The sequence below is a fragment of the Kytococcus schroeteri genome, from assembly GCF_002847825.1.
In the GTDB taxonomy this organism is placed as follows: domain Bacteria; phylum Actinomycetota; class Actinomycetes; order Actinomycetales; family Dermatophilaceae; genus Kytococcus; species Kytococcus schroeteri.
Genome location: NZ_PKIZ01000019.1, coordinates 1 through 21,248 on the forward strand (window position 1 = coordinate 1; position 21,248 = coordinate 21,248).

Here is a 21,248-nt window from a genome sequence, read left to right on the forward strand (position 1 = left end):
CCCCCATCATCAGGGGACCTCGACCCCTACCTCGACCCGGTCACACCACCACTGCTACACCCTCAGATCGGAAGAGCCCTGAACCCCCACCAAGAACTTTCCCCGCCCGGAGGGCGTGACCCTGGCCTCATCCTTCATGGCCAAGGGAAGTCGATCGGCACGCTGCCCCTTGCTCTCGAACTCCTCCACCGTCTCCGCAATCCGCTGACACTGTTCACAGGAGGGCGCCGAGAACTCGTCAATCACCCCCGCCTGCGGGTATCGGAACAGGTGGTTGATCGACTCGACGTACCAGCGGGCGAAGGCCTCGGCGCCCTCGGCGGTGTTCTCCTTCGCCGCGGCCGGCATCACCGGCGGAGCCGGAGTCTCACCGTCGGGCGTGCTGGGCTGCGGCGACGTCGGCGCACCCGACCCGCCGGACGGCGACGCATCACCCGAGCCACCCCCACTCGGCTCGCTCGAGCCGGGCGAGCCAAGTGCGGTCGTGCCGCTCGGCGACGACACCGGCGCGGAGGTCTCCACCGCATCAGGCGTGGTCGACGATGAGCCACCCCCCTCCGCATCGGAGGAGCACGCCCCCAGGAACAAGGCCCCGCACAGGGCGAGCACGGCGGTCTTCACGGGCAACGAACCAGCGGGCATGAGGGGTCTCCCGGTGCGACGAAGGGCAACACCGGCACCTTGGCACAGCACGCCACCCCACCGGCAGGGTTTTCCACAGGATCCCGATAACGATTCCCCCAAGACACGTCGACGGCCCACGCGCGCCACGTGTCCACAGGTGCACCCCTTCCGCTCCCACCACCAGCCACTCGTCCACATGTTCGCTCACTGTTGCACCTTGATTGGATCATCTGTACGATGATGACTGTCGTCGAGGTGGACCAGACACGAAGGGAGGGGACATGGCCACACCGATCGAACTCGCAGGGCCCGCGCCCCTCGAAGCGCTCGAAGCCGCCTTCGAGGCAGCCCGCACCGCGGACGAGGCCGTGATGCGGGCCCTGGCAGAACTGGGCACCACCGGGGTGGATCTCGAACGCGCGCAGCTCGCCTGGGTGGTGGAGCAGAGCACCGTGCTGGCGAACCGCGGCGACCGCATCCGCACGCGCAGCATGGACGTGGTGCGCGGAGCGCGAGAGTCCGGACGGTCGGTGCACACCGACGACGGCCAGTTCGCCGGGCGCGCGGCCCAGAGGGACGCGCGCGACGCGAGTCGCGACCGCAAGCTCGCGCACGCCCTCGGCAACGCGATGCCGGGTGGCCCGCTGCCCCACCCGGGTGCCGGCCTCGTGCCGGTCCAGAGCCCTGGTGTCCACGGGGCGGGCGCGACCCCGGACCGCTCCGCCGCGGTGCCCGGGCCAACGGATGCTGCACCCGCTGCGCGCTACCCACTGCTCGCGGACGCCTTCGACCAGGGACTGCTCAGCCACCGTCACGCCGTGATCGTGGTGGACGCACTCGACGGGCTCCCCGAAGGAACGCCCGAAGCTGACGTGGCTCGTCTGGAGGCGCACCTCGTGGCCCTGGCCCAGCGCCGGTCCCCCAGTAGGTTGCGGGTTGAGGCCCGCCGGGCACCGGAGGTGCTGGGGATCGACGTGCGTCGGGTGGACGAGCACGAGAACACACAGGTCCTCGCGGAGGAGACAGCCGCGCTGGACGCCGCGTCGTTCTGGATGAAGGACAACCAGGACGGCACGTGGTTCGGCCAGTTCGTGCTGCCTGAGCTGCAGGCCCACATGCTCAAGAAGGCCCTGGAGTGCCTGGCCTCGCCGCGTCGACGCAACCGCCCCCAGAGCGCTACCGGCGGTGCTGCGACCAGTGCAGCCAGCGGGAGCACCGGGGACGGCGGGTCGCGCCACCGGGAGCTGGAACGACGCAACGAGCAGGGGCGCGCCCTGGCCGAGCTCGTCGACCACCTGCCCACCGACCATCTGGGCACCAAGACCAACGCCATCCTGCTGGTGCGCACAGACCTCGAGACCCTGCGCGGCGAAACCGACCGGGCCGGCGTCACCGAGTCCGGCGCGGTCGTCTCCGCCGAGCAGGTGCGACGGCTGGCCAGCCAGGCCGGGATCGTGCCGGCAGTGATGGGAGGAGCCGGGCAGCTGACCGACCTCGGCCAGCAGCGGCGGTTCTTCAGCGAGGTGCAGCGTTCGGCGTTGGCGTTGAAGTACTCCCACTGCGCGGAGGAGGACTGTGACCGGCCCTTCGCCTGGACGGAGATCCATCACGCCGACCCGTGGGCACCCGTCCGGGGACCGAGCGGGCAGGTGCTCCATCCGGGTGGCGGACCGACGGACCTCGCCAACGGGATCCCGCTGTGCGGCAGACATCACCGGCTGCTGGACGACAGACGACGGACCCACACGATCGAACGGGACGAGCACGGCGTGGCCACGGTGCGCTTCGCGTGGCGGACGGAGGGGTCGACATGGTGAGCCGACGGCTGAGGGAGCGGTGCGCCCAGGCGCCGAGCACCACCACGGCCCGCCACCGGCAGGTGCCGGGGACGGGCCGAGGCGGACGCGAGGATCTCCGGGACGCCATGGGGCGGGATCACCGCCCGGCGCACGCGGGTGCCGCGTCAGACGTGGCGGCGCGTGGTCACCACACGGAAACGGTTGCTCACGAACGCGGCGTCCGCGTAGGCGGCGTTCGCGGCCGGGTTGGCCCCCGTGCCGTGGAAGTCGCTGAACGCGGCCGTCTGGTTCACGAAGATCTGGCCCATGAGGTTCTCGCTCAGGGCCACGCCGGCATCCGCAGCGGCCTCGCGGGAGTCGGCCAGAACGCCCTCGTCCGTGGAGTACACGGCCATGGTCATGGCGCCGTGCTCCTGGATGGTGTCGCGCGCGATCTGCAGGGACTGCTCGGTGGACTCGGTGCGGATGACGAAGACCACCGGCCCGAAGCACTCCTGCGTGTAGGCGTCCTGCTTGTCGGCGTCGAGCAGGATGATGCCCGGCGTGCGCACGACCGCGTCGGGGAAGGTGGGGTGCTCGACCTCTCGCGGGGCCAGGACGACCTCGCCGCCGAGGCGATCGGCCAGGCCGGCGAAGTCGTTGGCGCGGGCACGGACGTCGTCGTTGACCGTGGCGCCGAGGATCTCGACGGCCTTGGCGTCCTCCTTGTTGAAGGCCGTGATGGCCTTGCCCAGGGAGGTGGCGAACTCCTCGGCGGTCAGCTCGCCGTCCGGGGTCGCGATGCCGGTGGCCTTGGCGTACACGTTCTGCGGCGCGGTGCACATCTGGCCGGAGTACAGCGAGAACGAGAAGGCCAGGTTGCCGGTGGCTGCGCGCAGGTCGGAGAACGAGTCCACGACGACCGTGTTGATGCCGGCCTTCTCGGTGTAGACGAGCTTGCCCGCCGACGCGGCCTCGGTCTCGAGCCAGTGACCGAAGCCCGGGCCGCCGGTGTAGTCGATGATCCTGACGGCCGGGTCCAGGGCCAGGTCCTTGGCGAGGGTGCCGCCCTGCTCCTCCGGGGCGAGCTGCACCAGGGCCGGGTCGAAGCCGGCCTCGGCCAGCACCTCACGGGCCACCTCCACGGTGATGGCCAGCGGCAGGATCGCCATCGGGTGCGGCTTCACGACCACGGCGTTGCCGGTGGCCAGCGAGGCGAAGATGCCCGGGTAGGCGTTCCAGGTGGGGAAGGTGTTGCAGCCGATGACCAGGCCCACCCCGCGACCGATGACGCGGTAGTCCTTCTGCATGCGGATCGGCTCGCCCTTGGCAGGCTTCTCCCAGACCACCGACTCGGGCACCTTGCGCTGCTCGGCCAGGGCGACCGTCACGGCCTCCAGGGCGCGGTCCAGTGCGTGCGGGCCTCCGGCCTGGAAGGCCATGACGAACGGCTGGCCCGAGGTGTGCATGACCGCGTGGGCCATCTCGAACGGGCGGGCGGCGATGCGGTCGATCACCTCGACACAGACAGCGGCGCGGGCCTCGGCGCCGGCATCGCGCCAGGCCTTCTGCGCAGCCGTGGCGGCCTGCATGGCGGCGGCCACGTCGAGCTGCGGGTAGGTGACGCCCAGCTCCGGGCCGTACGGGGACCTCTCCGCACCCACCCACGCACCGGTGGTCGGCTGCGACGACAGCGACTCGAACGTCGTGCCGAGCGTCTCCTGGTGGGCCTTGAGGCCCGTGGGGGCGGCGTCCTCGCCGTGGACCTTCGGGGAGGGCGACTCGGGGTAACGGCTGTGGAAGGAACGGGCCTCCAGGGCGGCCGTGGCCTCGGACAGGGCCTCGCGGTGCTTCTCCACGAGCGCCTGCGCCGCGGCCGGGACCTGGGGCGGGGTGGTGGAGGAGGGCTGCACGGTCGTCTCAGTCATACCCGTAGCGTAGTGACGTGGCACACGTCCGGTGACCGGTGTCAGCCGCTGCACGACAGACACCACCCCGGCCGCCACGCAGACCACGAGCAGGACGTCCACGACCACACCCACGACCACGACCACGAGGCGGACATGACCCAGACCCCCCAGCCCTCCGGCACGCCCAGCACCCCCGACGCGCTGCCGCCCGTCGCCGTCGTCGGCGCCGGGTCGATGGGGGCCGGCATCGCCCAAGTGGCCGCCCAGGCCGGACACGACGTGCACTTGGTGGACGTGCGCCCCGGCGCCGCCGCCGAGGCCGTGGAGCGGTTGACGTCCACCCTCCGCAAGCTCGCAGGCAAGGGCAAGATCACCGCGGACGCTGCTGAGGAGGCCATCGGCCACTTCGTGGTGGGCCCCGCCGCGGACGGGGATCTGACCGCCCTGCCACCGATGGGCCTGGTGATCGAGGCCGCCGTGGAGCGCCTCGACGTGAAGCAGGACATCTTCCGCACGCTCGGTTCCCACCAGCCCGCCGAGACCCTGCTGGCGAGCAACACCTCCAGCCTGGACATCGCCGCCATCGCCGAGGGTGTGGACGAGCCGGGCCGCGTGATCGGCCTGCACTTCTTCAACCCGCCGCCGCTCATGAAGCTCGTGGAGGTGGTGCGCGGCGGGAACTCCTCCCCCCAGGCACTGGACCGCGCCACCGCGCTGGTGCGGTCGTGGGGCAAGACGCCCGTGCGGTGCACGTCCACACCCGGGTTCATCGTCAACCGGGTGGCCCGGCCGTTCTACGGCGAGGCCCAGCGGATGGCGCAGCGCGGCTCGGCCAGCCCGGCCGACCTGGACCTGGCCCTCACGCGGTACGCCGGGTTCGCGATGGGGCCCTTCCGACTGACCGACCTCATCGGGCAGGACGTGAACTACGCGGTCGGAGAGAGCGTCTGGGAGCAGACCGACCGCGACCCGCGTTACGAGCCGACCGCCTACCAGAAGGACCTCGTGGACGCCGGCACGCTCGGCCGCAAGTCCGGCCGCGGCGTCTACGCCTACGGCGAGGACGGCGCACCCCAGGACGCCGAGGGCGACGAGTTCGCGGCCCGCGCGCTGGCCACCGGACCGGTGGAGTCGAACGTCGTGGCCCGCACGCTCTCGATGCTGGTGAACGAGGCCGTCGACCTGGTCCACCGTGGTGAGGCCACCCGCGAGGACGTGGACACCGCCATGAGGCTGGGCACGAACTACCCCAAGGGGCCGTTCGAGTGGCTCGACGAGCTGGGTGCAGCCACCGTGCTGGAGAACCTGCGCGTCATGGACGCCGCGTACCCGGGTGGGCGCTACCGGCCGAGCGAGGCCCTCGTGGCGCTCGTCGAGGGCGCGGTCGAGGACGGCGAGGCGCACACGCAGAAGCAGAACGCGAGGGGAGACGACGCATGACCTGGCACGACGGACTGCGCGACACCGCCACCGACGGCACCGACCTCGCCCACGTGCGCCGCATGTGGGAGACCGACGGGGCGTCGCGGCACATGGGCATCGACGTGCTCGAGGTCGACCGCGTGGACGGCCTGGGCCGCAGTGTGGCCCGGATGACGATCACCGAGTCGATGGTGAACGGCCACGGCACGACGCACGGAGGCATGGTGTTCGTGTTCTGCGACAGCATCTTCGCGCTGACCTGCAACAGCAGCGGGACCACCACGGTGGCGGCCCACTGCGACATCGACTTCCTGGCGCCCACGCGGCTCGGGGACGTGCTCGTGGGCGTGGGGACCGAGCGGTTCACATGGGGTCGCAGCGGCATGACCGACGTCGTGGTCCGCAAGGCTCCCGAGGGACACCCGCTGACGCAGGCCGGTGGGGGCGAAGGGGCAGGGGCGGAGAGTGAGGACGGCACCGGTGGCGTGCCCACGGACCTCGAGGAGTGGCCGGTCGTGGCGGTGTTCACCGGACGGAGCCGGGCACTGCCGGGGCGGTGAGATGAACGGCCCGGTCGGCGAGGAACACCGGCCGGGCCGACGGACGCCCGCGGGCGGTGCGGAGACCACGGGAAGACGGACGCCCGCGAGGCCGACGTCGAGGAGGGCACCGCCTGGACCGGCTGGCACGTGGCCGAGAAGGACCTGTGGGCCCCGGATGCCAAGGCCAACGGCGGCACGAAGTACGAGCCCCTCACCGACGCCGAGCGCGCGAAGATCGCCGACAAGCTGGTCAAGGACACCGAGACCCTCCACGACCGCACCCGGACGATGGACTTCACCGCCGACCAGATCTCCAACGGCGCCAAGGGCCTGCTCGACGAGGTGGCCACCGGCAAGGTGACCGGCGAGGAGGAGATCTGGAGCCACACCGACCTGTACGACTTCCAGGCCAACGTGGACGGCGCGAAGGTGGCCTACGAGAACCTCAAGCCGCTGCTGGAGAAGAAGGACCCGGAGCTCTCGGGCACCATCGCCAAGCGCTTCGACGCCCTGCAGGCCCTGCTCGACGAGCACCGCCAGGGCAAGGACGGCTTCGCCTCGTACACCGACCTCTCCGAGGCCGACGTCAAGAAGTTGTCCGATGCCGTGAACGCCCTGAGCGAGCCCCTCTCGCAGATGACGCCGGCGGTGCTCAAGTGACGCCCGAGGACGACCCGCGCGCCGCGTGGATGGCCGGCGGCTCCTGCCTAGTGGCGCGCAGCATCGCGATGGTCATCGAGACCTGGGACCGTGCCCCGCTGCGCGAGCAGGAGACCATCGTGGGCCGCACGCGCGAGGCCGGGGCGCCGATGTCGGGCGGCGAGGAGTTCACCGAGCCGGACTTCGCCGCCACCGGGCGCGACGAGCGCACCCCCATCGGCCCGCGCATGTGACCGGGGGCACACTGAGGCGATGAGCACCACGCCCCCGAATCCGCCCTCGCCCTCCTCGACCGCCGCCCAGCCCACCGGCCTCCCCCGGGTCGACGAGCGGCCCGACCTCTACGACGAGGCCGAGACCTGGTCGGTGGACCGGATGCGCGCCCACCAGCTGGAGCGCCTGCAGTGGTCGGTGCGGCACGCCTACGAGAACGTGCCGCACTACCGCCGGGCCCTGGACTCCGTCGGCGCCACCCCGGACGACCTCCGCGAGCTCTCGGACCTCGCCAGGCTGCCGTTCACGGCCAAGGCCGACCTGCGCGAGAACTACCCCTTCGGCATGTTCGCCGTGCCCCGCGAGCAGGTGGTGCGCGTGCACGCCTCGTCGGGCACCACCGGCCGCCCCACCGTGGTGGGCTACACCCGCGAGGACCTGGACACCTGGGGCCAGGTGGTGGCCCGCTCGCTGCGCGCCGCCGGCGTGCGCCCCGGTGACATGCTGCAGAACAGCTACGGCTACGGCCTGTTCACCGGCGGCCTGGGCGCCCACTACGGCGCGGAGAAGCTCGGGTGCACCGTGGTGCCCATGTCCGGCGGGCAGACCGAGAAGCAGATCCAGCTCATCCAGGACTTCAGGCCCCGCGCCATCACGGTGACGCCCAGCTACTTCCTGGCCATGCTCGACCAGATGGAGCTCATGCGCATCGACCCGCGCGAGACCTCTCTGGAGATCGGCGTCTTCGGCGCCGAGCCGTGGACCGAGGCGATGCGCCAGGAGATCCAGGAGCGCGCCGGCATGCACGCCACGGACATCTTCGGCCTCTCCGAGGTGATGGGGCCGGGCGTGGCCCAGGAGTGCGTGGAGACCAAGGACGGCCTGCACATCTGGGAGGACCACTTCTACCCCGAGGTGGTCAACCCCCTCACCGGCGAGCCGGTGGCCGAGGGGCAGGTGGGTGAGCTGGTGTTCACCTCGCTCTCCAAGCAGGCGATGCCGGTGCTGCGCTACCGCACGCGCGACCTCACCAAGCTGCTGCCGGGCACGGCCCGCCCGGGCATGCGCCGCATGGAGAAGGTCACCGGCCGCACCGACGACCTGATGATCGTGCGCGGCGTGAACGTGTACCCCACGCAGATCGAGGAGATCGTGCTCGGCATCGAGGGGCTGACGCCGCACTTCCAGTGCATCCTCACCCGTCCGGGGCGCATGGACGAGCTGACGGTCACCATCGAGGCGCAGCCCGACGTGGCGGAGCACCTGTACGACCACCTGGCGGGCGTGGTGCAGCACGAGGTGAAGAACCGCATCGGCACCACGGCCCGCGTGGTGGTGGGCGGCGTGGGCACCATCGAGCGGTCGGTGGGCAAGGCGCGGCGCATCGTGGACCAGCGCAACGGCTGAGACGGGGCGCGCGGGACCCGAGGGGCCAGGGTGCCGAGGGGGGTGGGTGCAGAGGGTGCACCCACCCCGCTGCGATGTGGTGAGGTGGGCCTGTGCTACGGCGCAACTACGAAGCGGCGTAGTATTTGATCGTCAACAGGTCGCTCGGAGATCCCGATCGCACCGGCCGACCCCTTGGGCCCACTACCTCTGCGGGAGCAGACATGGATGCACTCGAACTCGCCCGGTGGCAGTTCGGTATCACCACCGTCTACCACTTCTTCTTCGTCCCCATCACCATCGGCCTGAGCTTCGTCGTCGCGCTCATGCAGACCCTCTGGATCCGCACGCGCCACGAGGACTGGCTCCGCCTCAGCAAGTTCTTCGGCAAGCTCTTCACCATCAACTTCGCGCTCGGCCTGGTCACCGGCATCGTGCAGGAGTTCCAGTTCGGCATGAACTGGTCGGACTACTCCCGCTTCGTCGGCGACATCTTCGGCGCCCCACTGGCCATCGAGGCCCTCCTGGCCTTCTTCCTGGAGTCGACCTTCCTCGGCCTGTGGCTCTTCGGCTGGGGACGCATCCCCGAGGCGCTGCACAACGCGGCCATCTGGCTGGTGCACATCGGCACCCTGCTGAGCGCCTACTTCATCCTGGCCGCCAACTCGTTCATGCAGAACCCGGTGGGCTACCGCAACAACCCGGAGACCGGGCGCGCCGAGCTCGTGGACTTCTGGGCCGTGCTCACCAACCCGGTGCAGCTCGTGACCTTCCCCCACGTGGCCACGGCCGCCTACGCCACCGGCGCCGGCCTCGTGGTCGCCGTGGCCGTGTGGCACCTGTGGCGCAAGAAGTTCCCGGCCGACGAGGGCATGTACCGCAAGGGCGCCCGCCTGGGCGCCTGGATCATGCTCGTCGCCTCGCTCGGCGTGGTCGTCACCGGCGACGTGCAGGGCAAGATCATGACCGACGTGCAGCCCATGAAGATGGCCGCCGCCGAGGCCCTCTACGACACCGAGGACTCCTGCGCCTCCTTCTCGATCCTCACCATCGGCACCCCCGACGGCGAGCACGAGAAGTTCGCCATCACCGTGCCCTGCGTGCTGAGCTTCCTGGCCACCGGCGACGTCGACGGCAAGGTCGAGGGCATCAACCAGCTGCAGGAGGAGTACGCCAAGGTCTATGGCGGCTCCGGCGACCCGCTGCTGGAGGTCCGCGACTACCGGCCCAACATCATGGTGACCTACTGGTCCTTCCGCTACATGATGGGCGCCGGAGCCCTGGGCATGCTCGCCGCGGCCGCCGTGCTGTGGGGCACCCGTGGCGGTCGCTCCCTCACCAGCCGCTGGTGGTACCCGGCCGCCCTGGCCGCCCTGTTCGGGCCGCTGCTGGGCAACAGCTTCGGCTGGATCTTCACCGAGATGGGCCGCCAGCCGTGGGTGGTGTTCGGCCTCATGAACACCGAGGACGGCGTGAGCCCCGGCGTGGGCGCCGCCGAGGTGCTCACCTCGATGGTCGTCTTCACCCTGCTCTACGGCGCGCTGGCCGTCATCGAGGTGAAGCTCATGCTCCGCTACGCCTCCGCCGGCGCCGAGCACGCGGACGCCGGGAAGGCGCAGCGCATGACCGCCGACGACGAACCGCACGTGTTCGCCTACTGAGCCACGAGACCTACGGGAGACACGGAATCGTCATGGAACTGTCCATCATCTGGTTCGTCCTCATCGCCGTCCTGTGGATCGGCTACTTCGTCCTGGAGGGCTTCGACTACGGCGTGGGCATGCTCGTGCCCGTGCTGGGGCGCGATGCCGACCCGGCCACCGCGGAGCGCCGCCGGCGCACCGTCATCAACACCATCGGCCCGCACTGGGACGGCAACGAGGTGTGGCTGCTGACCGCCGGTGGCGCCACCTTCGCGGCCTTCCCGCACTGGTACGCCACCCTGTTCAGCGGGTTCTACCTGCCGCTGCTGCTCATCCTCGTGGGCCTCATCCTGCGCGGCATGGCACTGGAGTACCGCCACAAGGAGGACTCCGGCACCTGGCGCTCGCGCTGGGACGTCGCCCTCGTGGTCGGCTCGTTCGTGCCGGCGCTGCTGTGGGGCGTGGCGTTCACCAACATCGTGGTGGGCGTGCCGATCGACGCCGACATGGAGTACACCGGCACCCTGTGGACGCTGCTCAACCCGCTGGCGCTGCTGGGCGGCCTGGCCACGCTGACGGTCTTCCTCACCCACGGCGCGCTGTTCGTGGCGCTGAAGACCACCGGCGACGTGCGGCACGACGCCCGCGGCATCGCCCTCAGGGTGGGGCTGGTGGCGGCCGTGCTCACCGTGGCCTGGACCGTGCTGGTGATGCTGCAGACCGGCAACACCGCCAGCTGGGTGCTGCTGGTGGCCGGTCTGCTGGCCTTCGTGGCCGCCCTGGCCCTGGTGGCCACGGCCCAGAAGCAGGGGCGCGACGCGGCGCACGAGGCCCTGGCCGGCCGGGAGAAGGGCGCCTTCTGGTGCAGCTTCCTGGCCATCGCCCTGGTGGTGGCCGCGCTGTTCACCGCCCTGTTCCCCGACGTGATGCCGTCCACCACGGACGCGGCCTTCTCGCTCACGCACGAGAACGCCTCGGCCACGGACTACACGCTCGGCATCATGACCGTCGTGGCGCTGGTGCTCACCCCGGTGGTGCTGCTCTACCAGGGCTACACCTACTGGGTGTTCCGCAAGCGCATCAGCACCGCGAACATCCCCGACCCGAAGGCCTACGGCACCGAGGCCACCCGCCCCCTCGAGGGAGCCCACCGGGCCTGAGAATGACCCCGTGAAGCCCTTCGACCCGCGACTGCTGCGCCTCCTCCCCACCGCACGGAAGGAGGTCGCAGCAGTCGCGCTTCCCGTGGTGCTGCAGGGCGTGGTGGCCGTGCTGCAGGCGCTGGCCGTGGCGTGGCTGGCCACCTCGGTGGTGGCTGCGGCCTACCGGGGCGCCACCGGGCAGCCGGTGCCGCCCGGCATCGGGCCGGGGGTGGCCGCGCCGTCGCTGGGCCACCTGGGGCCGATGGGGGCGGGCACCGACCTGCTCGTCCCCGCGCTGGCGGTGGCCGGGCTGCTGGCGGCACGCGGCCTGCTGGCCGGGTGGGTGCACCGCCGGGCGGCCGTGGCGGGGGCGCGGGTCACCGGGGCGCTGCGCGAGGCCCTGGCCCGGCGGTGGCTGGACGGCGGGCCGGGGCGCTCGGCCACGCGGCTCACGGCCGGCGTGGGGCAGGTGGAGCCGTACGTGGCCAGCTACCTGCCCTCGCTCGTGGCCGCGGGTGCGGTGCCGGTGCTGGTGGTGGCGGCGCTGGCGTGGGTGGACCTGTCCAGCGCCGTGGTGGTGCTGCTGACGCTGCCGCTGCTGCCGGTGTTCGCGGCCCTCATCGGGCAGGCCACGGCCGCCGAGACAGACCGCCGCTGGCGCGCCCTGGACGCCCTGGCCGGGCACTTCCTGGACGTGATGCGCGGGCTGCCCACGCTGGTGGCCCTGGGCCGGGCGGAGCGGCAGGTGCGCAGCATCGAGGAGGTGGGGCAGGCCCACCGGCGGGCCACGGTGCGCACGCTGCGCACGGCCTTCCTCACCACGGCGGCCATGGAGCTGCTCTCCACCATCTCGGTGGCCATCGTGGCCGTGTTCGTGGGGCTGCGGCTGGCGCACGGCGAGCTGGGTCTGATGGTGGGACTGGCCGCCATCCTGCTGGCGCCGGAGGCGTACTGGCCGGTGCGGCGCGTGGGGGCGGACTTCCACAGCGCGGCCGACGGGGCGCAGACGCTGGAGGAGGTGCTTCCGCTGCTCGAGGGGGACGCGGCCGGGCGCGCGCCGGCGGTCGGGGGTGCGCGCGACGGCGTGCGGGCGGCGGGCGTGCGGTTTGCCCACGCACAGGGTCCCGCCATCGAGCTGCCGGACGGGTGGGGGCTGCCCGGGCGGGGGCTGGTGGCGGTCACCGGTCCGTCGGGCTCGGGCAAGTCGACGCTGCTGTGGCTGCTGGCCGGGCTGCTGGACCCGGCGACCGGACGCGTGGAGGCACCGCGCACGCACCTGGTGACGCAGCGGCCCTTCCTGCCCCGCGGCGACGTGGAGGATGCGCTGCGACTGGTGCCGGCTGCTGCCGCGGCGCCGTGCGAGGAGCTGGCCGCCGTGCTGGATCGGGTGGGCCTGCTCGAGGTGGTGGAGGCGCTGCCGCAGGGGTGGTCCACGCCGCTCGGTGACGACGGGCAGGGGCTCTCCGCCGGCGAGCGCGCCCGGCTGGGGCTGGCCCGTGCGCTGCTCGACGACGCCCCGGTGCTGCTGCTCGACGAGCCGACCGCCCACCTCGACGCCGACACCGCCGCCGTGGTGCACCGCGTGCTGCGCGAGGAGTCCGCCCACCGGCTGGTGGTGGCCGTGACGCACCGCGACGCCCTGGCCGCGGTGGCCGACCTGCAGGTCCGCGTGGCCGACGGGCGCGTGGGCGCCCCCGTGGCCCAGGCGCCGGCGCCCCAGCCCGCCCCGCGCAGAGATCCGTCTGCGGTCCAGAGGTACGCCTCCCGGCCCGGACCTCTGGACCAGAACCGGACATCTGCGGGCGCGCAGGCCACGCCGGGCGCGCAGGCCGGCCCGTCCACACCCCCCGGCCGGCCCCGCATCGTGCGGCCGACGCCGCAGCTGTGGCGCGCCGCCCTCGTGGGGGCCCTGTCCTCGATGGCGGGCGTCGCCCTGACGGCCACGTCCGGCTGGCTCATCGTGCGGGCCTGGGAGCAGCCGATCGTCCTGCTGCTCATGGTGGCCATCGTGGGGGTGCGCACCTTCGGCATCGCCCGGCCGGTGCTGCGCTACGCCGAGCGCCTGGACAGCCACGACGTGGCCCTGGACCAGCTGGTGGGCCGCCGCGCGGAGACCTACCGCCGCCTCGTGCCGCTCACCCCCGCCCGCCTGGGCCAGCGTGGCCGCGCCCGGGTGCTCACCGGGGTGGTGGCCGACCTCGACGACGTGGTGATGGCCACCGTCCGCTGGTGGGTGCCGACGGTGGGCGCCCTGGCCACGGGCCTCGTCGCCGCTGCCCTGCTGGCCGTGCCCTCCCCCGTGGTGGGGCTGCTCGTGGCCGCGCAGACCGGGCTGGTGGTGGCCGGCGCCGCGTGGGCGGAGCGCCGCACCGCCGGCACGCAGGCCGCCGAGCTGGCCGCCCGCGAGCGCACCTGGGAGGCCGCCCACACGCTGGCCGACCGCTGCGACGAGGTGCGCGCCGTGGGCGCCGGCCCCACCCTGCTGCGCGCCCTCACCGAGGCCGAGGCCGCCGTGGCCCGCCACGTGGGGCGCCGCGCCCTGGCGCAGGGGCTGGTGCGCGCCGGCAGCTGGGTGCTGGCGGGGCTGGTGGTGGCCGTGGCCGCGTGGGGGGCGCCGTCCACCGGGCTCGGCGGGCCGCTCACCGCGCTGCTCGTGCTCACCCCGCTGGCCCTGGCCGACGTGCTGGCCGGCGTGCCCGATGCCGCGAGCGCCCACGCCCGTGCCCGGGTGGCCGCCGACCGTGTGGAGGCCCTGCTGGCGCAGGAGCCGGCCGTGGCGCAGGCGGGGGACGCGCCGGCGAGGACGACGCAGCCCGACCCAACGCAGCCCGACGCGGGCCGACCCGACCCCGCGCAGCCCGTCTCCGCCCGCCCGCACCTCCGTCTGGAGGGCCTCTCCGCCCGCTGGACCCCGCAGGCCGAGGAGACCCTCCGTGGCCTCGACCTGGACCTGCCGCCCGACCGCCGCATCGCCCTGACCGGTCCCAGCGGCTCCGGCAAGTCCACCGCCCTGGCCGTGCTGGCCCGCCACCTGGACCCCTCGGCCGGCCGCTCCACCCAGGACGGCCACGACGTGCTCGACCTGCCCCTGGCCACCACCCGCGCCGCCGTGGCCTTCCAGGACGACTCGCCCCACGTGTTCGCCTCGTCGCTGCGCGAGAACCTGCGTGCCGCCCGCCCGGGTGCCGACGACGCCGTGCTCACCGACGCCCTGCAGCGCGCCGGGCTGGGCCCCTTCCTCGCCGACCTGCCCGACGGCCTGGACACGATGCTGGGCGCCGGCCACCGCGCGGTGAGCGGCGGCGAGCAGGCCCGCATCGGCCTGGCACGGGTGCTGCTGGGCGACCGGCCGGTGGTGCTGCTCGACGAGCCGGTGGCGCACCTGGACGGGCCCACCGCGTCGGCCGTGATGGACGAGCTGGGCGCGGCCACCCGGGATCGCTCCGTGGTGCTGGTGAGCCACCGCGAGGAGGGCCGCGACTGGTGCGACGCCACCGTGCGGCTCGAGCGCGCGGCCGGGTGACGCACCACCCCCTGCCACACCTACGACGGCCGGGCGTACTATGCACAGTCGTGGCCAACCGGCCCGTCGACCACCGGGGAGAGCTGACATGTCGAACACCGCATCGGGTCTGGGCGATCTCGAGCAGGCCATCATGGACCACCTGTGGGACCACGAGGCCCCGCAGCCCACGGGCTTCACCGTGCGCGACGTCCACGAGACGCTCGGCGCCGCCCGCGACATCGCCTACACCACCGTGATGACGGTGATGGACCGCCTGAGCCGCAAGGGCTTCCTCGACCGCACCAAGCAGGGCCGCGCCTACGCCTACAACCCCGCCACCAGCCGCGAGGGCTTCGTGGCCCGACTCATGTCCGAGACCCTCGGTGAGCTGCGCCCCACCGACCGCCGCGCCGCCGTGCTGGCCTTCGTGGACGACGCGGGCGCCGAGGACGTGGACGCCCTCCGCGAGGCCCTGGCCCGCCTGGAGTCCGCCGCCGACTGACCGGCCCAACCTGGACCGCTACGACGCCGTGCACCCCGGGGTGCACGGCGTCGTAGCATGCGTGCGATGTCCCCCACCCTGGTGCTCGCAGCACTGGCCGTGCTGCTCACCCTGGGCACCCCCGTCCTGCTCCCCCTGCTCACCGGCCTCCGCGCCACCCCAGCCGCGGGGCTCCTGCTGTGGCAGGGCAGCGCCGTCGGCGGCCTGGCCTCCATCGTGCTGCTGCCCCTGGTGGCCGCCCACGAGTTCGGTGGCCTGTTCACCACCGACGACGGCGTGCACCCCGGTGTGGTGGTGGGCGCGGCCCTGCTCTCGGCGGTGCTCGTGGCCCGGCTGCTGCTGGCCGCCCACCTGGTGGGCACGGACCTGCGCGCCCTGCGCCGCCGCCACCGCGAGGCCGTGGACCTGCTCGACCCCCGCCACGGCGTGCGCGACCGGCTGCGCGTCATCGACGCCGACGCCCCCGTGGCCTGGTGCCTGCCGGGGCGCCGCGCCCGCATCGTGATGTCGCGCCCGGTGGTGGAGGGGCTGAGCCAGCTCCAGCTGCACGGGGTGTACTGCCACGAGCGCGAGCACCTGCGCCGCCGCCACGACCTGGTGCGCGAGTTCTTCAGCGTCATGGACGCCGCCGTGCCCGCCCCGTTGCGCCACCCGCGGGCCCTGGCCGAGGTGGAGCTGCTGGTGGAGCTGCTCGCCGACCGCGCCGGCGCCCGGGAGGTGGGGGCGGTGACGATGGGGCAGGCGCTGGCCCGCGTGAGCACCGGCAGCGCCTCGGCGGTGGCGCGGATCGACGCCCTCGCCGGGGTGGGGCGCACCCACCCGCTGCGGGCCGCGCTGGTGGCGGTGGCGGCCGGGGCACTGGCGGTGGCCCCCGCACTGGTGGCCGCCGGAACCCTGCTGCCCACCTGAGCGGCTCGCCGGGCCCGGCCCCGGGCCGACGTCTAGGCTGTGGCCATTGATCGCGGCCCCTCCCCGGGTGCCCGTGGTTGCTGACCGAGTGATCGACCCCGAGACGCGTTGGAGGAAACCGCATGGGCGAGTGGGGAGCACTGGAGTGGATCGTCGCCGTCGTGCTGCTGGCACTGGTGGTGGGGATCGTCTGGTTCATGACCCAGGGCGGGGCGGTCCAGGACCGCCTCTCGCGCCGGGGCGAGGACTACCCGGAGATCGACGAGCACGACAGGCTGGACGACTTCGGCCGGGACGCCGACGAGGACGAGCTCGAGGGGGGCGCCCGCCCGGCGGCCCGCCGCACCACGGCGTCCGCCCAGCCGGCGACGTCGGGCACGGCCGGCAGGCGCGGCAAGGGCACCCGGGCCGCCGCCACGGCCGGCACGTCCGGCGCGTCCGGCGCGGCTGCCGACGAGGTGGTGGGGCACGAGCCCACCGACCTGTTCGACCAGGACTCCGACGACGACACCCAGGTGGTGGACATCGCCGACCTGCCGGACACCGCCGACGGCGCGCACGCGCTGGGTGACGACGAGGCCGTCGAGCGCGACGAGGACAAGGACCGCGAGGCCGCCCCGGCCGCCGTGCACACCCTCGAGGACGAGGGCGACGAGTCCGACGCCACGACCGACTCCGAGACCGAGCTGCGCACCGTCGACGGCACGGACACCACCGTGCGCAGCACCACCGTGGACGAGCACACCGACGGCCCGCGCGACGCCGTGGTGCAGGACCCCGACGGCGCCCTGACCGATCTCGACCCGGACGACGAGATCACCGTGGCCGGCGAGCACGACCACGCCGCGGCCCCGCTGGCCGACACCGACCCCGACGACGACCCGAGCGACATCGAGGCCGGCACCAGCACCGACCCGGGCGAGCTGCACAGCATCGAGGCCGAGGACGCCGACGACATCGAGTTCCCGGACTACCGCGAGCCCGGCACCGAGGACGCGCAGGACGAGGAGCTCACCGACTTCGTGGGCCCCGGCGGTGACGACGACACCCTGCCGGCCGACACCACCGGTCAGGACGTGCCCACCACCGCCGGCGGCGACGACGACCTGGTCTCCGACGAGGACGACTGGGACGACGTGCAGCCCACCGACGAGCGCGAGGCCGTGGAGCCCGGCACCGTGGACGCCCCCGAGGCCGACTTCCCCGAGGACGACCAGCTGCCCGACGTGGCCCCGTCCACCTGGGGCACCGAGGACGACGCCGCCGAGGGCGAGGAGCCGGTCGCGGCCGACCCGGAGGACGCCTCCCCGGTGGTGGCCACCTCCACCCAGGAGTGGCTGGGCCGCGGCGAGCTGCCGGCCGGCATGGACGCCGACGAGCTGGACCCGTACTCCGACTGGCAGGAGCGCCGCTGAGGCAGCCCCCGCCCCACCCGCGCCGAGCCCGTGCCCCCTCAGGGGGGTGCGGGCTCGGCGGCGTCCCGGGGCACTCGGCGCCCCTGCGAGAATGCGGCCATGGTCGATCTCTCCACGCTGCAGCCCGCCCTCGCCCTCGGCCCGCTCGACGGCCGCTACCGCCGCCAGGCCGCCCCGCTGGTGGACCACCTCTCGGAGGCCGCCCTCAACCGCATGCGCCTGCACGTGGAGGTGGAGTGGGTGCTGCACCTGACCGACGCGCGGGTGTTCGACGGCATCGAGCCGTTCACCGACGAGGAGCGCGCGGCCCTGCGCAGCATCATCACGGACTTCGACGGCGAGGACATCGCGGCGCTGGCGGAGATCGAGAAGGAGACCGTCCACGACGTCAAGGCCGTGGAGTACCACCTCAAGAAGCACCTGGCGGAGGTGCTGGCCGGCCGTGGCGAGGACCAGGTGGCCCGGATGACCGAGCTGGTGCACTTCGCCTGCACCAGCGAGGACGTGAACAACCTGTCCTACGCGCTCATGATCCAGGGGGCCGTCCAGCAGGTGTGGCTGCCCGCCGCATCGGGCGTGGTCGACCAGCTGGCCGCGATGGCGCGCGACCTGCGCGACGTGCCGCTGCTCAGCCGCACCCACGGCCAGACCGCCACGCCGAGCACCATGGGCAAGGAGCTGGCCGTGCTCGCCCACCGCCTGGGCCGGCAGGTGCGCCGCATCGAGGGCACCGAGTACCTGGGCAAGATCAACGGCGCCACCGGCACCTACGGGGCGCACGTGGTGGCCGTGCCCGGCGCCGACTGGGTGGAGCTCTCGCGCACCTTCGTGGAGCGCCTGGGGCTGGACTGGAACCCGCTGACCACGCAGATCGAGAGCCACGACTGGCAGGCCGAGGTGTACGCCGACGTGGCGCGCTTCAACCGCGTGCTGCACAACCTCTGCACGGACGTGTGGACCTACATCTCGATGGCGTACTTCGCCCAGGTGCGCGGGCAGGGCACGGTCGGGTCCTCGACCATGCCGCACAAGGTGAACCCCATCCGCTTCGAGAACGCCGAGGCGAACCTCGAGGTGAGCAACGCGCTGCTCGACGTGCTGGCCTCCACGCTGGTGACCAGCCGCCTGCAGCGCGACCTCACGGACTCCTCCATGCAGCGCAACATCGGGGTGGCGCTGGGCCACTCGATGCTGGCGCTGGACAATGTGCGCAAGGGCCTGGACGGGCTGGACGCCGTGCCGGAGCAGATGGCCAAGGACCTCGACGCCAACTGGGAGGTGCTGGGCGAGCCGGTGCAGTCCACGATGCGCGCGCTGGCCGCCCAGGGCGTGCCCGGCATGGAGCAGCCGTACGAGCGCCTCAAGGAGCTGACCCGCGGCCGCCGCGTGGACGGCGACGCGATGCGGGAGTTCATCCGCGGGCTGGGCCTGCCGGCCGAGGACGAGGAGCGCCTGGTGGAGCTCACGCCGGCCACGTACACGGGCCTGGCCTCGCAGCTGGTGGACCGCCTGGTGACGCCGAGCGAGGCCGCCGGGCGCGAGGGCTGAGCGGCGGGCCGCTCAGCCGCGGCGGGGTGCGCCACGGCCACGCCCCCGGCCCCGCCGGCCGCCGGCCGGCTCGTAGCCGCGGGCCAGCAGGGCGTCGGCGAGCATCTCCGAGGCCCGCACGGCCCGCACCACCACCGGGATGGCGAAGCTCCGCACCGAGAGCGGACGCCCCCGGGCGATGCGGGCCTCGTTGGCCTGCTGCGCCGCATCGACCATGAGCGGCACCGACCGCACGGCCAGCGAGAGCACCAGCGCCCAGTGGTCGGTGTCGACCCCCAGCCGGCGCAGCGGCCGCAGGGCGCGCTCCAGCACGGCGAGCACCTGGGCCACGGGCGTGGTGAGCGAGACCGCCCAGGCCAGCAGCACGGCCGCCCCCACCCGGCCCACGGCCCGCAGGGCGGTCACGCCGTCCACGAGCCACCACTGCACCAGGCCGAGCACCACCAGCAGCACGACCACCGCCCGCATCGGGCCGCGCAGGGCGCTCCACGGCAGCCGCGCGCTGGCCAGTACCAGCACGGCCACGGCGAGCGCCGCCATCGCCAGGGGCCACGTGCCGATGACGTACATGCCCACCGTGGCCACGGCCAGCCCGCCGAGCTTCCACGCCGCGGGCAGGCGGTGCAGCCAGGAGTCCCCCGGCACCGCGATGCCGATGCTCACGCCATGAGCCGCTCGTAGAAGGCGATGGCCGCCTCGGGCCGGTCATCGCAGACCACGCGCCCCTCGTCGAGCACGACGACGCGGTCGAAGCCCTCCAGTAGGTCCAGGTGGTGGGTCACCATGACCACCTGCTGCGGCAGGGCCATGAGCTCGGCACCGATGCGGCGGCGGTTGCGCAGGTCGAGCAGCGTGGTGGGCTCGTCGGCCACCAGCACACTCGGGCCGGCCATGAGCACGGCGGACAGCGCGAGCAGCTGCTTCTGCCCGCCGGAGAGCAGGTGACAGGGGTGGTCGGCGTGGCCCCGCAGCCCGGCGCGCTCGAGCGCGGCGTCCACCGCCTCGGCCCGCTGGGCGGCCGACCACCCGCGGTGCCGCGCGGAGAACTCGAGGTCCTCGCGCACCGTGGGCATGACCACCTGGTGGTCGGGGTCGCTGAAGAGGAAGCCCACCTCGCGGCGCACCCGGCGGGCGTGGCGGCGCACGTCGAGGCCGTTGACCTCCACCCGCCCGGTGGTGGGCCGCTCCAGCCCGATGACGCAGCGTGCCAGGGTGCTCTTGCCCGACCCATTGGCCCCGATGAGGGCGACGCGGTGCTCGGTGAGCTCCAGCGAGACGCCGTCCAGCGCCCGACGGCCCTGACGGTCGAGGGTCACCCCCTCGAACCGGATGCCGCCGCCGGGGGCCACGGGTGTCAGCGGCGCGCCGGGTCGGCCGGCAGCGAGCCGGGCAGGGCACGCGCCACGGCGGCGACCACCACGGCGGCCAGGGCGGCCTTGAGCAGGTCGCCGGGCACGAACACCGCGGCACCCAGCTGCCAGGCCTTGTCCCACGGCATGCCGGTGGCCAGCTTGAGCCACGGCACGCCCACGGCGTAGTTCAGCGGCACCCCGGCCAGGCCGGCCACGAACAGCCACAGCCCCACCATCCGGCCGCCGCGGCGCAGGGCCACGCGGGAGAGCAGGCCGATCACCACGGCGCCCAGCACGAAGCCCACGAGGTACCCGCCGGTCGGGCCGGTGAGCACCCCCAGGCCGCCCGCACCCCCGCTGGCCACGGGCAGTCCGATGGCGATGAGCGCCAGATACACCAGCACCGCGGCAGCGCCGGCCCAGGGGCCGAGCGCCAGCGCCGTCAGCGTCACGCCGAGGGTCTGCAGGGTCACCGGCACCTGCCCCCCGAAGAGCATCAGCCCCGGCACCACCGCCAGCGCCGCGATGAGGGCGGCGAACACCGCCACCTGCGCCCCGGTGCGCACGGTGGACTCGCCGCGCTCGTCGTCGCGGCCGTCACGGTCGTGGGGGGCGTTCCCGTGCAGCGCCTCGTCGGGCAGCAGCATGTCGGCCTGGGTGTTCATGGGGTCTCCCGTCAGCGTGTGTGCGGGCGACA

Annotated in this window: 17 protein-coding genes and 1 pseudogene; 13 read left to right on the plus strand and 5 right to left on the minus strand. The window is 73.4% G+C overall.

What is annotated here, in order from left to right; all coding sequences use genetic code 11:
* Positions 1 to 54: 54 nt before the first annotated feature.
* Positions 55 to 621 carry a DUF6318 family protein gene (locus CYJ76_RS09475; protein ID WP_144043074.1) on the minus strand — a complete coding sequence of 189 codons (567 nt, stop codon included), beginning with the start codon at positions 619 to 621 and terminating at the stop codon, positions 55 to 57.
* Positions 622 to 905: 284 nt separating this feature from the next.
* Between CYJ76_RS09475 and CYJ76_RS09480 the strand changes: the two genes are divergently transcribed.
* Complete coding sequence (locus CYJ76_RS09480) at positions 906 to 2,441, plus strand: HNH endonuclease signature motif containing protein (protein WP_101849966.1); 1,536 nt, start codon at positions 906 to 908, stop codon at positions 2,439 to 2,441.
* Between the two features lie 146 nt (positions 2,442 to 2,587).
* On the opposite strand, the gene paaN is transcribed toward CYJ76_RS09480, so the two are convergent.
* Positions 2,588 to 4,330: a phenylacetic acid degradation protein PaaN gene (gene paaN, locus CYJ76_RS09485; RefSeq protein WP_101849967.1), complete on the minus strand. Its 1,743-nt coding sequence runs from the start codon at positions 4,328 to 4,330 to the stop codon at positions 2,588 to 2,590.
* 135 nt (positions 4,331 to 4,465) lie between these two features.
* Between paaN and CYJ76_RS09490 the strand changes: the two genes are divergently transcribed.
* From CYJ76_RS09490 to purB, 12 genes and pseudogenes are all read left to right on the plus strand, one after another.
* Positions 4,466 to 5,752 carry a 3-hydroxyacyl-CoA dehydrogenase NAD-binding domain-containing protein gene (locus CYJ76_RS09490; protein WP_070705294.1) on the plus strand — a complete coding sequence of 429 codons (1,287 nt, stop codon included), beginning with the start codon at positions 4,466 to 4,468 and terminating at the stop codon, positions 5,750 to 5,752.
* Complete coding sequence (locus CYJ76_RS09495; RefSeq protein WP_202816718.1) at positions 5,749 to 6,294, plus strand: hotdog fold thioesterase; 546 nt, start codon at positions 5,749 to 5,751, stop codon at positions 6,292 to 6,294. Before CYJ76_RS09490 ends, CYJ76_RS09495 begins: the two co-directional genes overlap by 4 nt.
* A 129-nt stretch (positions 6,295 to 6,423) precedes the next feature.
* On the plus strand, positions 6,424 to 6,936 hold the full coding sequence (locus CYJ76_RS09500; protein ID WP_070705293.1) for an EfeM/EfeO family lipoprotein: 513 nt from the start codon (positions 6,424 to 6,426) through the stop codon (positions 6,934 to 6,936).
* Positions 6,937 to 6,950: 14 nt separating this feature from the next.
* Positions 6,951 to 7,139 (plus strand): annotated as a pseudogene (locus tag CYJ76_RS09505) (deferrochelatase/peroxidase EfeB); the annotation flags it as partial.
* Positions 7,140 to 7,188: 49 nt separating this feature from the next.
* Entirely contained in the window at positions 7,189 to 8,556 is a 1,368-nt protein-coding gene (gene paaK, locus CYJ76_RS09510) for a phenylacetate--CoA ligase PaaK (RefSeq protein WP_083323579.1), read from the plus strand.
* 203 nt (positions 8,557 to 8,759) lie between these two features.
* On the plus strand, positions 8,760 to 10,196 hold the full coding sequence (locus tag CYJ76_RS09515; RefSeq protein ID WP_070705291.1) for a cytochrome ubiquinol oxidase subunit I: 1,437 nt from the start codon (positions 8,760 to 8,762) through the stop codon (positions 10,194 to 10,196).
* Positions 10,197 to 10,228: 32 nt separating this feature from the next.
* Positions 10,229 to 11,338 carry a cytochrome d ubiquinol oxidase subunit II gene (gene cydB, locus CYJ76_RS09520; protein ID WP_101849968.1) on the plus strand — a complete coding sequence of 370 codons (1,110 nt, stop codon included), beginning with the start codon at positions 10,229 to 10,231 and terminating at the stop codon, positions 11,336 to 11,338.
* Positions 11,339 to 11,348: 10 nt separating this feature from the next.
* Positions 11,349 to 14,843 (plus strand): thiol reductant ABC exporter subunit CydC, encoded by a 3,495-nt coding sequence (gene cydC, locus CYJ76_RS09525; RefSeq protein ID WP_101849969.1) that lies wholly within the window; start codon positions 11,349 to 11,351, stop codon positions 14,841 to 14,843.
* Positions 14,844 to 14,931: 88 nt separating this feature from the next.
* Positions 14,932 to 15,327 carry a BlaI/MecI/CopY family transcriptional regulator gene (locus tag CYJ76_RS09530; protein ID WP_070705664.1) on the plus strand — a complete coding sequence of 132 codons (396 nt, stop codon included), beginning with the start codon at positions 14,932 to 14,934 and terminating at the stop codon, positions 15,325 to 15,327.
* Between the two features lie 66 nt (positions 15,328 to 15,393).
* Positions 15,394 to 16,236, plus strand: coding sequence for a M56 family metallopeptidase (locus CYJ76_RS09535; RefSeq protein ID WP_144043075.1), 843 nt, complete (start codon positions 15,394 to 15,396; stop codon positions 16,234 to 16,236).
* 122 nt (positions 16,237 to 16,358) lie between these two features.
* On the plus strand, positions 16,359 to 17,651 hold the full coding sequence (locus CYJ76_RS09540) for a hypothetical protein (RefSeq protein ID WP_101849971.1): 1,293 nt from the start codon (positions 16,359 to 16,361) through the stop codon (positions 17,649 to 17,651).
* 99 nt (positions 17,652 to 17,750) lie between these two features.
* The gene (purB, locus tag CYJ76_RS09545) at positions 17,751 to 19,199 is read left to right on the plus strand and encodes an adenylosuccinate lyase (RefSeq protein ID WP_101849972.1); all 1,449 of its coding nucleotides are present in this window, start codon (positions 17,751 to 17,753) and stop codon (positions 19,197 to 19,199) included.
* A gap of 12 nt (positions 19,200 to 19,211) precedes the next feature.
* On the opposite strand, the gene CYJ76_RS09550 is transcribed toward purB, so the two are convergent.
* Genes CYJ76_RS09550 through CYJ76_RS09560 form a run of 3 tightly spaced genes read right to left on the minus strand, consistent with a single transcriptional unit; the run spans position 19,212 to position 21,216 of the window.
* Positions 19,212 to 19,862 (minus strand): energy-coupling factor transporter transmembrane component T family protein, encoded by a 651-nt coding sequence (locus CYJ76_RS09550; protein WP_101849973.1) that lies wholly within the window; start codon positions 19,860 to 19,862, stop codon positions 19,212 to 19,214.
* On the minus strand, positions 19,859 to 20,548 hold the full coding sequence (locus CYJ76_RS09555; protein WP_202820480.1) for an energy-coupling factor ABC transporter ATP-binding protein: 690 nt from the start codon (positions 20,546 to 20,548) through the stop codon (positions 19,859 to 19,861). The genes CYJ76_RS09550 and CYJ76_RS09555 overlap by 4 nt, the downstream gene beginning before the upstream one ends.
* 5 nt (positions 20,549 to 20,553) lie before the next feature.
* Positions 20,554 to 21,216 (minus strand): biotin transporter BioY, encoded by a 663-nt coding sequence (locus tag CYJ76_RS09560; RefSeq protein WP_237769820.1) that lies wholly within the window; start codon positions 21,214 to 21,216, stop codon positions 20,554 to 20,556.
* Positions 21,217 to 21,248 lie beyond the last annotated feature (32 nt).

Coding starts and splice junctions, on each gene's coding strand:
- CYJ76_RS09535 (WP_144043075.1), top strand. CDS start 15,394: ATGTCCCCCACCCTGGTGCTCGCAGCACTGGCCGTGCTGCTCACCCTG.
- CYJ76_RS09495 (WP_202816718.1), top strand. CDS start 5,749: ATGACCTGGCACGACGGACTGCGCGACACCGCCACCGACGGCACCGAC.
- CYJ76_RS09490 (WP_070705294.1), top strand. CDS start 4,466: ATGACCCAGACCCCCCAGCCCTCCGGCACGCCCAGCACCCCCGACGCG.
- CYJ76_RS09480 (WP_101849966.1), top strand. CDS start 906: ATGGCCACACCGATCGAACTCGCAGGGCCCGCGCCCCTCGAAGCGCTC.
- CYJ76_RS09515 (WP_070705291.1), top strand. CDS start 8,760: ATGGATGCACTCGAACTCGCCCGGTGGCAGTTCGGTATCACCACCGTC.
- CYJ76_RS09560 (WP_237769820.1), bottom strand. CDS start 21,216: ATGAACACCCAGGCCGACATGCTGCTGCCCGACGAGGCGCTGCACGGG.
- CYJ76_RS09530 (WP_070705664.1), top strand. CDS start 14,932: ATGTCGAACACCGCATCGGGTCTGGGCGATCTCGAGCAGGCCATCATG.
- CYJ76_RS09540 (WP_101849971.1), top strand. CDS start 16,359: ATGGGCGAGTGGGGAGCACTGGAGTGGATCGTCGCCGTCGTGCTGCTG.
- cydB (WP_101849968.1), top strand. CDS start 10,229: ATGGAACTGTCCATCATCTGGTTCGTCCTCATCGCCGTCCTGTGGATC.
- paaK (WP_083323579.1), top strand. CDS start 7,189: ATGAGCACCACGCCCCCGAATCCGCCCTCGCCCTCCTCGACCGCCGCC.
- purB (WP_101849972.1), top strand. CDS start 17,751: ATGGTCGATCTCTCCACGCTGCAGCCCGCCCTCGCCCTCGGCCCGCTC.
- paaN (WP_101849967.1), bottom strand. CDS start 4,330: ATGACTGAGACGACCGTGCAGCCCTCCTCCACCACCCCGCCCCAGGTC.